Consider the following 16,150-nt stretch of genomic DNA (forward strand, 5'->3'; position numbering starts at 1 on the left):
CGATGGTAATTGGGGGCTGTCCCCCTGTGAGAGTAGGTCACTGCCAGGCAATTGAAAAACATGCACTTCTCATTTTTGAGAGGTGCATGTTTTTTTGTGAAAAAAAGTTTTTAATTGAAGATTTCTTTGCTTAGAGAAGAGTAGCAAAGAAATATAGTGTTGCATAGTGGACGTGAGATGCGCAGTAAACCTATAAGAGAAGGAGTTGACCGACTATTGAAGTTCAACCTAACGAGTGAAAAGCCGAACCGAACACGATCAAAGTCGAACCCAAGAGAGGAGTTCAACCTAACGAGGGGAAAGTCGAACCGAACGCGACCAAAGTCGAACCCAAGAGTGGAGAAGTCGAACCGAAGACCAACCTAACGAGTGAAAGTTAAACCTAATTCTTGGAAAATTCAACCTAAGAGAGAAAAAGTAGTAACGAATTCCTAGACTCGTAACGAACCGAAGGAAAATCGTAACGAAGGACCTCAAAATCGTATCGAACTCACAGAAAGTTGTAACGAATTCCCTAACTCGTATCGAACCGAAGGAAAATCGTAACGAAGGACCTCAAAATCGTATCGAACTCACAGAAAGTTGTAGCGAATTCCCTAACTCGTATCGAACCGAAGGAAAATCGTAACGAAGGACCTCAAAATCGTATCGAACTCACAGAAAGTTGTAGCGAATTCCCAGACTCGTATCGAACCGAAGGAAAATCGTAACGAAGGACCTCAAAATCGTATCGAACGACGCAGCAAAATCGTAACGAATTTGCTGCGCACTCCGTCTTTACTGCGCAGCATCACATCTTTTAATTTCGTATAAATTGTTTCGAAATGAGACAGGCTCAGATGCTGATCTTATGGCTAATGGCGTAACTCCCCCAAATCAAAATGTTTTCAGAAAAAAGGATCCACCTAGTGTACCCTGACTTATACGGCATGAAACGAATAGTTAGGTTGGATGATTCTGTTAACGAATTCATATTTGGTTCACAGAGTGCGGTTACACTAGGGAAATCATAGGGCTTTCTTTTGAGATTATATGTTTTTAGATTGGAGATGAGTAAATGATTCGTTTGGCAAGGTATATGAGACCGTATCTATGGCCGGCACTTTTTTCGGTTATTTTTGTCTTCTTGCAATCATTAGCAAACCTATATTTGCCAACATTGATGGCGGATATTGTGGATACGGGTGTAGTGAAAGGTGACCTGCCGTACATTTATAAAATGGGAGCCTATATGCTGCTGGTGACACTGGCTGCAGGCGTTCTTACAGTGCTCGCTAACTATTTGGCATCAAAGGTTGCCGCCGGATTTGGCCGTGATGTGCGGAATAAGATGTTTTCACATGTTGAGACCTTCTCGCTAAAGGAATTTGATCAGGTGGGAACAAGTTCACTCATTACTCGGACGACCAACGATATTGCACAAATTGAACAAGTATATATGATGATTCTCAAAATGATGACCATGGCTCCGCTGATGTGCATCGGGGGAATCATCATGGCCATTTCCAAGGATGCCAAACTGTCGCTAGTCTTGGTTGTCGCATTGCCGCTCCTGATTATTTCAATTTCCGTGCTTGCGCGGAAAGGGATGCCTTATTTTAAGGCTATTCAAAAGAAAATGGATCGCCTCAATTTGATTCTGCGTGAAGAGTTGACCGGTATTCGTGTGATTCGATCTTTTAACAGGACGAAGCATGAGGTGCAACGCTTTGATGAAGCAAACAAGGATATTACGCAGACATCGATTCGAATCAATCAAATCATGTCGGCTGCGATGCCGCTGATGATGCTCATTATGAACTTGTCGATGGTTGCCATTGTCTGGTTCGGCGGACTGCGCATTAATAGCGGATCCATGCAAGTAGGCGATTTAATGGCATTCATTCAGTATGCGATGCAGATTATGTTCTCGGTCCTCATGGGCGCGATGATGTTCATTATGATTCCCCGTGCTCAGATTTCCGCGACACGTGTCAATGAAGTACTTGACATTCAACCTGATATTCAGGATACAAAGCGTAATGGGTCAGAAAAAATTGATGAAAACGAGCAAGGTGTGGAATTTCAAAATGTGACATTCAGTTATCCCGGAGCTGAAAAGCCTGCGTTGTCGGATATTTCTTTTACAGCACAAGTTGGAGAGACGACCGCCATCATTGGGGGAACAGGTACTGGAAAATCAACACTGCTGAATCTTATTCCACGATATTTTGATGCAACTCATGGCAGTGTTCGAATTAATGGTGCCGATGTTAAAACATTTTCCTTAGATAAACTACGCCGAATGATTGGCTATGTGCCGCAAAAATCTGTACTTTTCACTGGTACTGTTGCGGATAACATTCGCTATGGAAATGAGCGGGCGACTGATGAAGAAATTGAGGAGGCTGCGCGAACGGCACAGGCAGATGATTTTATCCGCGAGATGGAGGAAGGATACGACTCTGTCATCGCTCAAGGCGGTAAGAACATTTCCGGAGGACAGAAGCAACGCTTAGCGATCGCCCGCGCTTTAGCTCGTCAGGCAGAGGTCTATCTGCTCGATGACAGTTTCTCAGCACTTGATTATCGCACTGATGCGCGTCTGATGTCAGCACTCGGCCGCGTCACTCAGTCAGCAGCGTTGATTATTGTTGCGCAGCGCGTAAGCACCGTGCTTCATGCCGATAAAATTATTGTTTTAGATGACGGCCGGATCGTTGGTATGGGCACACATGATCAGCTGATAAAAACATGTGCCGTATACAAGGAAATCGTTGACTCGCAGCTGGATAAGGAGGAATTGGCATGAGCAACAAAAAGAGCGGCCGCAACGGCAGTGGATTTGGCCCGGGTCATATGCGCATGCCTGTTCAAAAGCCAAAAAATTTTCGTAAAACTTTTCACCGCCTGATGGGGTATCTGCGTCCGCATAAAGTGGTGCTGGTTGCCGTTTTTATAACGGCCATCCTTAGTACAATCTTTACCATTATCGGACCAAAACTAATGGGGAACGCGACGACCAAACTTTTTGAAGGTATGATGTTGAAAATTAAAGGGGTTCCGGGTGCGCACATCGATTTTAACTATATATGGGGCATCGTTGTCACCTTGGTTATCTTGTATGTTCTCAGTTCACTCTTTACCTTTATCATGCAATATCTGATGAGCGGCGTCTCGCAAAAAATGGTCTACACACTGCGCAAACAAGTAAATGAGAAGCTGGCCCGATTACCGGTCGACTATTATGATGCGCATCCAAATGGCGATATACTTAGCCGTGCAGTCAATGATTCGGAGAACATCAGCAATACACTGCAGCAAAGTCTTACGGCATCGATTACATCCATTGTCACATTGCTCGGTGTTATTGTCATGATGCTGACGATCAGTCCGTTGTTGACGCTCGTGCTGCTTGTGACAATTCCGCTCAGTTTCGTAGGCATTTCTCAAATTACAAAACGGTCTCAAGGATTTTTTAAGCAGCAACAGGTGCAAATCGGTCAATTAAATGGCCATGTCGAAGAAATGTTTACCGGTCATCAAGTCATCAAGGCATTCGGAAAAGAGCATGAATCCGTTAGTAAATTCAAAAACATTAATGGCAAACTCTATCATTCTGCGTGGAAGGCGCAATTTCTATCGGGAATTATGATGCCGATGATGATGTTTGTCGGCAATATTGGTTATGTATTGATTTCTGTAGTCGGCGGTATTCTGGTTGTGAAGCGTTCGATTGAAATTGGCGATATTCAAGCGTTTATTCAATATGCCCGTCAGTTTGGTCAGCCGCTCAATCAAATCGCTAACATCTCAAATATTATTCAATCTACAATTGCATCGGCAGAACGAATTTTTGAGATTCTGGATGAAGAAGATGTGAAACCGGATGGCGCAAAATCAGAATCGCTTGCGCAACCGGCAGGTCATGTGGCCTTTGATCATGTGAACTTCCGCTACAAAGAGGATCAGCCCTTAATTGAGGACATGACGATTGATGTGAAAGCCGGACAGTCGGTAGCGATCGTCGGGCCGACCGGTGCCGGAAAAACAACTCTTGTTAATTTGCTTATGCGCTTTTACGAATTGCGAGAAGGAACGATTACGGTCGATGGTGTCGATACCCGCCTCATTAAACGAGAACAGCTTCATCGGCTCTTCGGCATGGTGCTGCAGGACACTTGGCTATTCAAAGGCACGATTCGCGAAAATATCGCGTACGGCCGCGAAGGCGCGACGGAAGAAGAAATCGTGCGTGCTGCAGAGGCGGCGCATGCGGATCACTTCATTCGAACCTTGCCGGATGGCTATGATACGGTTTTAAATGAAGAGGGGACGAATATTTCCCAAGGCCAGAAGCAGCTCCTGACGATTGCGCGTGCGATTCTTGCTGATCCGGTCATCCTCATTCTTGATGAAGCGACTAGCAGTGTTGATACACGAACTGAGATGCATATCCAAAAAGCGATGAACAGGCTCATGACGGATCGTACCAGCTTTGTCATTGCCCACAGGTTGTCAACGATCAAGGAAGCCAATTTGATTTTGGTTATGAATCACGGCCGTGTTATTGAGCAGGGGACGCATCAATCGCTGCTTGACAGAAAAGGCTTCTATGCCAATCTGTATAACAGTCAATTTACAAAAGAAGCGAAGCATCAGGAAATTGGCTAATAGTGAGCAATACAAGCGACCGGGTCTTTATTCCGGTTGCTTTTTTTTATTGAGAGGGGCATGCTATTAGCGGATACGCAGCTTGGAATTAGAACGATCCAATCAAATTTCTGATACAAAATGAACGTATTCACGATCTTTTTTTGTTTTTTTGTTTTACTTTGTGAGTAAGTATATTAAACTTTTAAAAAGTGGGAGTAAAAGAAAAAAGCGAGGCAGAGCAATGGCAAAAAAAATTGTGTTTACCGGCGGCGGTTCGGCGGGGCATGTCACCCCAAACCTGGCGCTTATTGATGAATTAAAGAACTGTGAAATTACGTACATCGGCTCAAAAAATGGAATTGAAAAAAATCTGGTGCAAGCGCACGGAATCGACTATCGAGAAATTTCAAGCGGCAAGCTTCGCAGATATTTCGATATGAAAAATTTCAAGGATCCATTCAAGGTTATTGCAGGAGTGATGCAGGCCTATTTGATTCTAAAAAAAATCAAGCCCAATGTGATTTTCTCTAAAGGTGGGTTTGTATCTGTGCCTGTGGTCATTGCCGGATGGCTGAATCATGTTCCGGTCTACATCCATGAATCGGATATTACACCCGGACTAGCCAATCGAATCGCGATTAAATTTGCAACTAAATTGTTTGTAACCTTTGAGGAGGCTGCGGCACATTTGCCGGAGGATAAGGTGATGTATACCGGCGCGCCAATCCGTGATGTCTTGCTCAAGGGCGACCGGAAAAAAGGACTGGAATTTCTCGGTTTTCAAGGAGACAAACCAGTGCTCCTTATTATGGGCGGCAGCCTCGGCGCAAAGAAGATCAACGAAGTTGTTCGAGAGTCGCTGCCTGAATTACTTAAGAACTATCAAATAGTGCATTTGTGCGGCAAAGGAAATGTTGACGCTGAATTTGCATCGACGGCAGGCTACAAGCAATTTGAGTATATCGACAAGGAATTGCCTGATGTCATGGCTGCGTCGTCGATCATTCTGTCGCGAGCGGGCTCAAACGCAATTTTCGAGTTCCTTGCTCTAAGGAAGCCCATGATTCTCATTCCACTGCCGCTCCGCTCGAGTCGCGGTGACCAGATTCTGAATGCGGAATCGTTTAAGAAAAAAGGTCTGTGCGAAGTGCTGGAAAATGATTCACTGACCTCCGATGAGCTGCAGCAGACCATCGCTAATGTTTATAAAAACCGATACGATTATATTGATCGGATGACCGTTGCTCAAGGTGCCACGCATGGGATCAAGAATATATTGAGCGAACTTAATAAGTAAAAATGAGCGATCCGAATGCATTCGGATCGCTTTTTCAAGAATTTTTTCAGCTTATCTGCTTTACGTCGACATCTACTGTCAGACTTTGCTTCGGTGTACCATGGTAGACACCTTTGACAGGGACAATGTCTTTGTAATCGCGTCCGTAGGCGAGAATGATGTAGCGCCAACCAACCGGAACATCATTGGTCGGGTCAAATCCTGTCCAACCGACTTCAGGAATATAGGCTTCAATCCAGGCATGAGAAGCTTGCTCAAAATCCGCGTTCCCACCGCTGAGATCCGATATGTATTGATAGCCGCTCACATAGCGCGCAGGAATGCCGATGCATCGGCAAAGTGCGATCATGAGATGGGCAAAATCTTGGCAGACACCGCGGCGCAGCTTAATCATCTCGTCAATTTTTGTTTGGACCTGTGTCGCGGCAGGATCATAAATATACTCCTGCTTAATGGCTGTCGTTATCTCGGCTAAGAGCTCGGAGACAGATGGCATCGATTGGCTTAAAAAGCGGTTCACGATGTTGTTAACATCAATCGTATTTTGCGTGTAATCAGTCGGTGCCAAGTACTCGGCGAACTGATCGAGAAATGCGTCACTTTTCATAATTGCTTGTTCCTGTTCAAAAGGAAGGATACTTTCTCTAGGTGCTAAAGAATCATTGGTCACTACAATGGATTGAGCGGTGATCCTCAGCTCTGAATGAGTATCGGCGATTGAAAAAGCATGCACGCGATTTCCAAAATAATCTTCATAGGCGTAGAGCGGCGCGTGCGGATATGTGGAAATCGCGTGCTGATAGCAGGACTGATTTCCGTTCGTTCTGGGTGATAAGCGAATCTCATTGACACTGTCCGATACTTCTCCATCATATTGATAATGTGTTGTATGCACTATTTTGAATTTCATCGTTTGGCGCGTGACTGCTGATTGAAAGATGAATGCTCAAAAAGTCAGCACGTTGACCCCCTTTGCTGAGAACATTTGTCCAATTTCTGATCCGATTGTGTTGCATCGACGCACTTCAAGGTCGAGAAAATCGGCGACCCCGTTTCGAACGATTTCGGAAGGATCCATGTAATTGAGCTGAGCGTGCATTTTGCCGATCAATTTCCGAACATTTTTAATAGAGTGGGAAATCCCTCCTTGAGAATCGGATAGTTTAGCAAGATGTTCGTTCAGATGGCAGAGTGAAAAGCGTGTCGATCTTGGGAAAACCGGACTGAGCATTAAAAATTCGAGCATAGTGTCCGTTGAAATTTTATTTGAGAGACATTTTCGGAAAGCTTCATAGCCGCTGACTGACTTAAGCAGGGCGAGTGCATCACCAAAAGAAAGTTCTATGCCATTCTCATAATAAACCACACGCAAAATGCGCAATGTGTTTTCGGCTCGCTCAAAATATTTCCCTATTTCAAGCATATGCCATTCCTGACCTCGAAGCATAGTTGATTCAACGATACCTTGAAATAGTGCGGTTTGATTCTTGATTTGTTCAAAAAACGTGTGGGGGTAGATTAATAGATTGTCCATTGTTTGTTTATCAAGCCAGATGTGAAAGCCGTTGATCGCGTCCCAAAGTTCACTTGGCAGCCGCTCACGAATCGCTTGCATGTTTCCGCGCGCGCTGGTCACACAGGAACGAATAGAATTTGTATTGTCTATGTCAAAGATGATGGTGCTGAGCACAGTGGATTCGTTGTAGGGCAATTTCTGTTCTTGAAACGCGCGCGCGTCCGCCAGTGTTTCAATGAGCTCCTTCCACGGATACTGGTCACGTTCTGTGTGTGTGGCTTGGCGGTGATAGTCGACATCAATGAGTCGGGCATGATTCTCGATGCGCTCTAGGTAGCGTCCAAGCCAGTAAAGTGATTCTGCAATTCTACCGATCATACGGATCCCCTCTTACCGATTCCTTTTGTATTTTTACTGCTCCCCGCACAAGGGATGTCGCGCAGTTAAGATCAAACAATCCAAGTGTCTTTGCTTCCGCCGCCTTGTGATGAGTTGACTACAAGCGAGCCTTTTGTCATAGCGACGCGGGTCAAGCCACCAGAGATGACGGAGGTTTTTCTGCCCTGGATGATGAACGGGCGCAGGTCAATGTGTCGGTTTTCAATTTGACCGTCGGTGAGTGTTGGGACTGCGGAAAGACTGATTGTTGGTTGAGCAATGTATCGATCCGGATGCTCAAGAATCTTTTGACGGAACATGTCGATCATTTCCGGAGTGGATTGCGGGCCAATCAGCATGCCGTAGCCGCCGGACAACGAGGTCTCTTTGACGACCATTTTTTCCAACTGATTAAGCACAAACTCTCGATCTTCTTTTCTTTCCATATGATACGTGGGCACATTTTTCAGAATAGGCTCTTCGTGCAAATAGTAACGAATCATGTCCGGCACTTTTGTATAAACAGCTTTATCATCGGCGACTCCGGTGCCAGGCGCGTTGGCTATGGCAACATTCCCGGCCCGGTAAGCGTTCATTAGACCAGCGACACCAAGAAGTGAGTTCGGATTAAAGGCGAGCGGATCGATAAAGTCGTCATCGAGCCGGCGATAGATCACATCCACCTGTCTCAATCCTTCAATTGAATTGATGTATACCTTTTGGTCGACAACGCGTAGATCCGGTCCCTCTACGAGTTCGATGCCCATTTGCTGCGCGAGAAAGACGTGTTCAAAGTACGCGGAATTATATCTGCCCGGAGTCAGCAGTACGATGACGGGATCCTGTTTGTGATGAGGTGCCAGGTCATGCAGCGCTGTGAGCAGATCCTGAGTGCCTTGCTCAATGCTCTCGACGTGTGAAGAAAAATAGAGTTCAGGAAAATAGTGCATCATGAGCGAACGATTTTTGAAGACGTAAGATAGACCGGACGGTGTGCGCAAGTTGTCTTCAAGCACGTAGTACACGCCGTGCTCGTCACGGATCAAATCAATTCCGGAGAGTGCGATATAAACATTTTCCGGAATGTCGACATTGGCCATCTCCGGCAAGAAATAGGGATTGTTAATAATCTGTCTTCTGGATAGTAGGCCGTCTTTAATGATCTTCTGTTGATGGTAGACATCATAAAGGAAATGGTTCAGCGCTTTAACACGCTGTCTGAGGCCTGCGCTAATGTTTTCCCAATCATCACGCGGAATGATTCTCGGTATGATATCGAAGGGAATGATACGCTCACTGGCTTGGTTTGCTGTATACAGTTGAAAGGTTACGCCCTGACGCACCATTTGTTGCTTAATCTCTTTGGAACGGTCAAGGAGTTCATTTTCACCAAGCGTTTGCAGACAATCGAACAAATTTTGATAGTGTGCTCTGATCCGGCCGTCCGGTAGAAACATTTCATTGAAACAGCTTGTTTTCGAATGGTCGATTGTAAACATACAGACCGTCTCCCTTAAGGAGGGCTATTCAAATAGCAGGAACTGCGCAATTTGAACAGACGCTGACCTAATTAAGTTGATTAAATTTTTTAATAATTTTAATAAATTATAATCACTCTTGTGTCTAGCTGTCAATGTTTGCTAAAGAAAAACAATGTATTGTTCATAATTTAGTTACTGCGAGGGCACGATGCAAGCCCAGAACACATACACTAGGAAGGTCAGGAAATGAGCAAAATCACTAATAATAGGCAATGGTAACTAGCTTGCTAGTCGATTAATGAATAGTTTTTTAATGTATGGGAAAAACTGAGTGTGGAGGTGAACACGATGACAATGCGGGAACAGGATCATTTGGAGGAGACATGCTTAATTTGCGGACAGCAAAATGTTGAAGGAATTCATATCTGCAATCAACTAATCTGTGAATCTTGCCAGAAAAAAATAGTTGAGACAGATGTGACAAATTGGAAATACAAGTTCTATATGAATAAATTAGCCAAACTTCGAATCGGCCAAAGTCAGCAAACAGTGACACCGGTCGTGATTCAGGCAGGAGCGGCAGGGGAAGCAGATAAACACTAATGCTTCTTTTTTTTGCAAGAAAAAATTACGGAGGGGGGGCTGTAAAGCGCAACATAGGTATTGCAAACGTCAAATGATGTGTAATTAGTATTTTACGAGCCGCTTCTTTTTTTGCTACACTGTATGCGAAGGAAGTGATGGGTCAAATGGAATGAATTGGCGAGTAATCGCCTATTCGTTCGCATTGTGTAAAGCGCTTCTGAATCTATTTCGCGGGGAGACGGCTCGATGAATGCCAAATCAATAAATTTATGGAAACGATGGCTGCGCTTGGCCTGTCTCTGCGCTTCGCTTCCTGCATCCATAGTATTATTAATGGTGAGAGAAACGAGCGGCAATCCGGTTTTTAATTATGGGCTGCCCTATGTCTCCTTCCTCTTTTGTTTCGGACTAGGAATCTATTTTTGGTCGATAAATCAGTCGGAGAAGGGGGAGCAGAGACTAGTCATTTTTTTAACAGGCCTCAGCCTGTTATGGCTGACGGGGAGTGCTGGTCGAACAGACTTGGAACGACTTGTCTGTCGCGATCTGTACCTAATTATTTATTTAACTTCCCTTGTTTTATCGATGAGAGTGCTGAAGAAATTTTTTTCATATTGGGGCGTTGTTTGGGTGTCTACGCGGACTGAAATCAGTGTTGCTGCTTGCGCTGCATTGACACTGGTATCCGTAATTGCAGGTCAATGCGTCGGTTTAGCAGGTGCCTGGTTACTGGCTATAGTTGCCATTACGGCATTGATGCTTTTCATAATCATCTGTGCCATACGCACTTTAAGGCGTTACGATGATGCGGCGTACACGCCCATGCTGCAGGTAGTGACAATCGGGCTGCTCTTCGCATTCATACCGAACCTTATCTTGTCGGTTGTTCCTTCACTTGTTCAAAATGAGTTAGTCGTTCACTCGCGGCTGGACATTTTTTTATTAATATGGCCATTACTCTTGTCTTATTTAGTTAACTCCAATCGCTTTATGGATGTTTCATTTGTGGTGACTCATGTCGCTTACTGCGCGCTGATTGCGGCGCCACTTGCAGTCCTGCTTGGTGTTTTATTTCATGTGGTGGCCGAATGGAACATGGTCGCTTACGCTCGAAGTGATGTTTACCGTTTTACGATCGCCTCTTTTGCCGCTTTGTTCGTGATTTTTTACATAAAGCAATACTTGGATTATGCACTTAGAAAGAGACTTTATCCCAAACAGCAAGACGTAGAGACAAGCTTGAACCGATTTTTACAGTGGATTAAACCGGATTCTGACTTAAGTGATGTCGGCCGGATTATTAAAAGAGAGATGGAGGCTTGTTTGCCCGTGGAACAAGTCGGACTATCGCGGGTTGGTCAGGAAGAACGAAGCATGTCTTTACATGAAGAGAAGGCGTATCAGGAAAGTGAACGGGATCTGAATCAATCTCAGGATGAACTTGGAAAACTTTTCATGACTCTAGACGGTTTCCGCATTATATTATCGAAGAGCGCGCATTGGAAAATTGTTATTGACGGAAAGTGGGCCATGCCCCGAAGACGATTGAATCCGGATGAACGTGTTTGGCTTGCGACACTAATCAATTATGCGCAGATGGTTATTGAGAATCTGTCAAATACAAAAGAAATGATGGAAAAATTAGAAGAAACTTCTCTTCAGGCCGTATCCGTTCCGCTTACAATTAAAAAAATGATGCTACGTATTTCGGAACGTGAACGCTGGAAACTGTCACGCAAGCTGCATGACCAGAACATGCAGGATCAGCTCGATATTGCTCGCCAGCTTGATCCCTGGGGCACACATGCTGAAGACCCGGAAACGAAGGCACTGATGGTCAAATTCCGTGAGCAGGTATTAGACAGCGTATATGTGCTTCGCCAGGTCATCAATGATCTTCACCCTGAATTCATTTATCGGACAGGCCTTCGAAAAGCGCTCATGGAGTTGTTTGATAAGGTTAATCTGCGCGCTGATTTCACGCTCCAAGCTACGATTGACGAACATTTGGAAGGATTCCAGCGGGATTGGGAAATAGCGGTTTACCGGGTAATCCAAGAGTTGTTAAATAACGCGCGAAAGCATTCGCGCGCTCGCCAGGTTCACTTAAGCTTAGAAAAAGAGAATGGCCAATTTACACTTATCTATGCAGATGATGGGGTTGGTCTTGACGTTTCTAAAATCGGTCAATCGTTTGGAACGATGGGCTTTCCAGGGATGATCGGGCGAGTAGAGGGGCTCGGTGGACGCTTTAACATTAGTTCGGAAAAAGGAAACGGTGTTGAAGTCACCATTCAATGGACGAATAATGAGGCTTATGGCGGATGATTGGGAGAGGTTTGGATCGAATGAGTAAAGAAAAAAGAAACCGATGGGCACGTTCGATTATTTTTTGGATTGCACTTGTCTATTCACTGACACTCGCCATTCATTTTATGACCGTAATACTCGATCGTCCTTATGTCGGCATCTACACAGTTAATGACGGCAAACAAGTAAAAGTCAGTTCGGTTGCGCCCTATAGCTGGGCCGAAACGGCCGGTGTACGGCCCGGCGATGTCCTAATCAGTATTGATGGAAAGCTTTCGGCAGATAATCGGAATATAGCGAATTTTAATATGGTTGGTCAAGCGAAGCATTTGAGCCTTGCCAGAGGCTCAAACGTGTTTTTTCTGAGTATTAATAATGACGCCTCCCAATGGGCGCTGCTTTTCTATCTGATTATTCCGCTTGCCTTTTTTTTGACCTGTTTTGTGGCTGTTCTGTTCCTATACGTGCGCAAAGAGAGCAGCCCTGTGGTTCATGTATTAATTGCACTGTTGATTACGGTTAGTCCGGTTCTATTTGAAATGTCTGCCAACGCCCGGCACGACAGCTGGAGTCTGAGACTTACGAGTGTGGCCATTGTATTTACGCTTGTCTTTCTGATTCACTTTCTCAGAGCTTATTTTTCAGCGTGCGGTTTTTTTCTCGTATCTAACTGGTTGCTTGGCTGTCTCTATTTGTGCGGATCGCTCATTGTTTTGAACAGTTGCTTGTTCACGTCAAGGGAGGTCAACGCCTACTATCTGCAAGAGTTGGTGTTCTCTGTTTTTATATTCGTTCTGCTCTGTATCCAATTAATACGGCTTTATTATCGAATCAGAGCATCTGAATATGGACGGATCATTCATTTATTGATGGCCGGATTTTTCGTTGCTCTGTTCCCTTTTATCGCGTTATACGCAGTTCCAAATATGTTTATCGGGACATCATTAGTCCCTGTGGAGTGGACAACACCATGGATGACTATGCTGCCGATTACATTGTGTTATATCGTCTTATCCTCTGCGCTTATTGACATGTCTTTCTATATTGGGCGGCTCGGCTACTATTGTGCGCTCAGCTTTTCTATTACGCTATTGATTCTGTTTGGCTTTCTTGGTCTTGTACAGGGGCATGTACCGGAGAGCCCAACAGACATCGCGCGCATTGGTTCGCTATGCTTCATCATAGGTTTGATTGTACTCTATACAAAGGAATACGCGGATTATCGTCTGCGAGCTTATCTTCATCCGAAACGAAGCTCGGGGCAGGATACTTTAAACCGATTCCTGCAAAAATCGAAGACGGAGTACACATTGCGTCATGTTGATCTGATGCTGCGCCGAGCGGTTCTGTCTGAACTTCCTATTCAAGAAACGGCCTTGTTCCTTGCGGGTCAAGATGGAAGAATGCGTGAGGTGAATTCGCGTTCATCAGGCACTTTGGAGAACATTGCGGTTATTGTTGATGGTGAAATTAATTTGAAGAAAAGTGATCTTGGGTTCTCCGCTGTCCTTAAAGAGGGAAAGGAAGAGAAGGTTGTATTTGTCGGCAGGTGGATGAAGCCTGGACGGAACCTGAATTTGGATGAGAGTATGTGGCTTGAGACGCTGTGCAACTACGCACGAGTCATTGTCGATAATTTGTATAAAATGGAAGGATTGATGCAGGAATTTCACAATCTTGAGAATGATCGCAAAAAGATTCCGCCGACAATGAACCGCTGGCTGTTCTCTATTTCAGAGCAAGAACGAGCACATTTATCAAGGGATATGCATTATACAAACATCCAAGATCAATTGGCAATTGCTCGTGAGATGGATGCGGCTGCAAGAAAAGTTACTGATCCGGAAAGCGCGCAACAGCTGAGCTATATTCGTGAGCGTATTCTTGACAATGCCGAGGGAATGCGCAAAATGATCAGAGAGTGGTATCCTGCGGATATTTTTAGGGGCAAGTTGGAAAGCTCGCTCAATGCACTGGTTCAACGTGTGAATTTATCGGCGAATTTTCTGCTTGAAACATGTTACTCAGGTGTTCCTCAAGGCCTTTCGCAAGAATGCGCACTGTGTATTTATCGATCATTTCAGGAATTATTGAGCAACGCTATAAAACATTCGAATGCCGCGCATGTACAGCTGACTTTGATTTTTGAAAGCGGGCACTGCTTGCTTAGCTATTATGATGACGGAAGGGGACTAGGTGAGCATTCTATTGATCCTTTTTTCAGCACAACAGGTCTGCCGGGATTAATAAGCAGGATTGAAGGACTTGGCGGAAAGATTCTGTTTAGCGCAGAGAAAGCTGACCGTACGGCGGGTGGGTTCTCTGCACAAATCAAATTACCTATAAAAGATACATATTGACATTGAGGGAGATGGAGCGAATGACATCAGTATTAGTGATTGATGATCATGCTGTTGTTGCCAGTGGGACGAAAGCGGTACTTCAAAGCGCGGGTTTTGAAGTGGAGACGCAACAATCAGCAAAAAATATTCAACAAATCATGAATCAAATGCATTATGACCTATTTTTAGTGGATCTAAATATGCCGGATATGGATGGGATGGCTGCCTCAGATCTCATTCTGGATTTGGATCCTGAAGCTAAGATTGTTATTTATACAGGCTATGAGACGGAAATCGAACAGCTATTTGCATCAATGATTGAACGTGGTATCTCAGGGATTGTGAGTAAATCCGCATCCATTGATTCGCTGATTGCTGCGCTGCATGCGGCACTACGTGATGAGGTGCTGCTTCCAATATGGCTGTTTCAGCGTTTACGCGTAAATGAAGTGACACGAACGAGCACGTCTAAAGTTCATTTCAATCAAATTGAGCGGGCCACTCTCGCCGGCGTGATGAGGGGAGATACCAATCGTGAAATTGCGAGAAATTTATTGATCGGTCAGAGAACTGTTGAAAAATATTTGACCGGAATCTTTCAAAAGTTAGGCGTTCATTCACGAATTGAGGCAGCTGAAAAAGTCAATGAACTGGGCATGGCTGAAGAACTGCAAAATGAATGGAAGGCTGCCGGACAAACGAACACGGATAAATAGTTTACTGTGATGCGGTTCAACCGCCGACGATCCCTTTGCGTGCCCCCCATCAAAGTGCGGGACACCGCATGATAAATGCGGGATCCCGCATAAAAAATGCGGGTTCATGCGGTCTGATTTGTATTATTATTGATCTAAAGGATTCCGCAATTGTGAAGGGTGATGGTGAGATGAGCCATGTACTTAATCCGACAATTTTTGAATTTTTTCTCACTTATAGTATTTTGCTTTCCATAAGTTTGCTGTGGGAAAAATATGTGAGAAGATCGCTTACGTATAGTCACGGTGTTTTTTTGTCGCTTTTTATTGGTTATATGCTCATTACACTGCTGCTCACCGTTCAACCGATGAGCACTGCTGAACGCTCTATCGTCACGCCTGATGCAGCTTTGGTTAATTTCGAGCCTTTTCGAATGATTACTTTGCAGATGCAAAGTGTCCAAGGACACTGGCTGCTCATGTGGAGTATTTGCCTTCCTGTTCCTTTCATGTTTTTTCTTGGTTTTTTTGCGCAAGGGCGAGTCTCTTTTCCCGGACTTGTTGCTATGGGCATCATGTCCTCTGTGGCGATCGAACTGGCGCTCTTTCTCATGAATGGCATTCCTCAATTTCCAAAACATCTTTTCGATGTCGACGCTCTGATACTCAATTCACTCGGTGTTTTCTCCGGCGCGCTTCTTTTCTGCTGGATGGAAACCAAACAATGGATGAAAGACTGCATCTCAGATACAATGTCCGCTAGATAAAACCTCATGTGATTAATTGATAGTTGATGCTGAAAGTTGATTTCTTGTTACTGCAATGGCATTAATGTTCCTCCTTGATTGTGCATTCCTCAATTTGTGGTTGAAACCTCTCCCTTTGGAGTTGATCGATGTGAAACAAACTGC

Annotated in this window: 11 protein-coding genes; 8 read left to right on the forward strand and 3 right to left on the reverse strand. The window is 44.6% G+C overall.

The genetic code is table 11. The annotated features are described in order from the left end of the window. Nucleotides 1-1,057 precede the first annotated feature (1,057 nt). The 3 genes from BM003_RS13095 (at nucleotide 1,058) to BM003_RS13105 (ending at nucleotide 5,932) form a co-directional block, all read left to right on the forward strand. Nucleotides 1,058-2,791 (forward strand): ABC transporter ATP-binding protein, encoded by a 1,734-nt coding sequence (locus tag BM003_RS13095; protein WP_093673811.1) that lies wholly within the window; start codon nucleotides 1,058-1,060, stop codon nucleotides 2,789-2,791. Further along, a complete protein-coding gene (locus BM003_RS13100; protein ID WP_093673813.1) occupies nucleotides 2,788-4,653 on the forward strand; it encodes an ABC transporter ATP-binding protein in 1,866 nt (621 codons plus the stop codon). Before BM003_RS13095 ends, BM003_RS13100 begins: the two co-directional genes overlap by 4 nt. Nucleotides 4,654-4,876: 223 nt before the next feature. Then, on the forward strand, nucleotides 4,877-5,932 hold the full coding sequence (locus BM003_RS13105; RefSeq protein ID WP_093673815.1) for an undecaprenyldiphospho-muramoylpentapeptide beta-N-acetylglucosaminyltransferase: 1,056 nt from the start codon (nucleotides 4,877-4,879) through the stop codon (nucleotides 5,930-5,932). A 46-nt stretch (nucleotides 5,933-5,978) separates the two neighbouring features. On the opposite strand, the gene BM003_RS13110 is transcribed toward BM003_RS13105, so the two are convergent. The 3 genes from BM003_RS13110 to BM003_RS13120 all read right to left on the reverse strand — a co-directional run bounded on the left by BM003_RS13110 (nucleotide 5,979) and on the right by BM003_RS13120 (nucleotide 9,325). Next, nucleotides 5,979-6,842 carry a transglutaminase family protein gene (locus tag BM003_RS13110; RefSeq protein WP_093673817.1) on the reverse strand — a complete coding sequence of 288 codons (864 nt, stop codon included), beginning with the start codon at nucleotides 6,840-6,842 and terminating at the stop codon, nucleotides 5,979-5,981. Nucleotides 6,843-6,878: 36 nt separating this feature from the next. Beyond that, a complete protein-coding gene (locus tag BM003_RS13115; RefSeq protein ID WP_093673819.1) occupies nucleotides 6,879-7,826 on the reverse strand; it encodes an alpha-E domain-containing protein in 948 nt (315 codons plus the stop codon). Between the two features lie 71 nt (nucleotides 7,827-7,897). Then, nucleotides 7,898-9,325 carry a circularly permuted type 2 ATP-grasp protein gene (locus BM003_RS13120; protein WP_093673821.1) on the reverse strand — a complete coding sequence of 476 codons (1,428 nt, stop codon included), beginning with the start codon at nucleotides 9,323-9,325 and terminating at the stop codon, nucleotides 7,898-7,900. 330 nt (nucleotides 9,326-9,655) lie between these two features. Between BM003_RS13120 and BM003_RS13125 the strand changes: the two genes are divergently transcribed. From BM003_RS13125 to BM003_RS13145, 5 genes are all read left to right on the forward strand, one after another. Beyond that, nucleotides 9,656-9,910, forward strand: coding sequence for a sigma factor G inhibitor Gin (locus BM003_RS13125; RefSeq protein WP_093673823.1), 255 nt, complete (start codon nucleotides 9,656-9,658; stop codon nucleotides 9,908-9,910). A 228-nt stretch (nucleotides 9,911-10,138) separates the two neighbouring features. Beyond that, nucleotides 10,139-12,220, forward strand: a complete 2,082-nt coding sequence (locus BM003_RS13130; RefSeq protein WP_093673825.1) for a sensor histidine kinase — start codon at nucleotides 10,139-10,141, stop codon at nucleotides 12,218-12,220. Nucleotides 12,221-12,240: 20 nt separating this feature from the next. Next, entirely contained in the window at nucleotides 12,241-14,562 is a 2,322-nt protein-coding gene (locus tag BM003_RS13135; RefSeq protein ID WP_143128472.1) for an ATP-binding protein, read from the forward strand. A 20-nt stretch (nucleotides 14,563-14,582) separates the two neighbouring features. Beyond that, entirely contained in the window at nucleotides 14,583-15,260 is a 678-nt protein-coding gene (locus BM003_RS13140; RefSeq protein WP_177184791.1) for a response regulator transcription factor, read from the forward strand. A 152-nt stretch (nucleotides 15,261-15,412) separates the two neighbouring features. Continuing rightward, entirely contained in the window at nucleotides 15,413-16,006 is a 594-nt protein-coding gene (locus BM003_RS13145; protein ID WP_177184792.1) for a VanZ family protein, read from the forward strand. Nucleotides 16,007-16,150 lie beyond the last annotated feature (144 nt).

Origin of the sequence: Sporolactobacillus nakayamae (assembly GCF_900113325.1) — a bacterium.
GTDB lineage: Bacteria > Bacillota > Bacilli > Bacillales > Sporolactobacillaceae > Sporolactobacillus > Sporolactobacillus nakayamae.

Excerpts from the sequence above, each read along its gene's own strand:
- BM003_RS13095 (WP_093673811.1), top strand. The coding sequence starts at position 1,058 with ATGATTCGTTTGGCAAGGTATATGAGACCGTATCTATGGCCGGCACTT.
- BM003_RS13100 (WP_093673813.1), top strand. The coding sequence starts at position 2,788 with ATGAGCAACAAAAAGAGCGGCCGCAACGGCAGTGGATTTGGCCCGGGT.
- BM003_RS13105 (WP_093673815.1), top strand. The coding sequence starts at position 4,877 with ATGGCAAAAAAAATTGTGTTTACCGGCGGCGGTTCGGCGGGGCATGTC.
- BM003_RS13110 (WP_093673817.1), bottom strand. The coding sequence starts at position 6,842 with ATGAAATTCAAAATAGTGCATACAACACATTATCAATATGATGGAGAA.
- BM003_RS13115 (WP_093673819.1), bottom strand. The coding sequence starts at position 7,826 with ATGATCGGTAGAATTGCAGAATCACTTTACTGGCTTGGACGCTACCTA.
- BM003_RS13120 (WP_093673821.1), bottom strand. The coding sequence starts at position 9,325 with ATGTTTACAATCGACCATTCGAAAACAAGCTGTTTCAATGAAATGTTT.
- BM003_RS13125 (WP_093673823.1), top strand. The coding sequence starts at position 9,656 with ATGACAATGCGGGAACAGGATCATTTGGAGGAGACATGCTTAATTTGC.
- BM003_RS13130 (WP_093673825.1), top strand. The coding sequence starts at position 10,139 with ATGAATGCCAAATCAATAAATTTATGGAAACGATGGCTGCGCTTGGCC.
- BM003_RS13135 (WP_143128472.1), top strand. The coding sequence starts at position 12,241 with ATGAGTAAAGAAAAAAGAAACCGATGGGCACGTTCGATTATTTTTTGG.
- BM003_RS13140 (WP_177184791.1), top strand. The coding sequence starts at position 14,583 with ATGACATCAGTATTAGTGATTGATGATCATGCTGTTGTTGCCAGTGGG.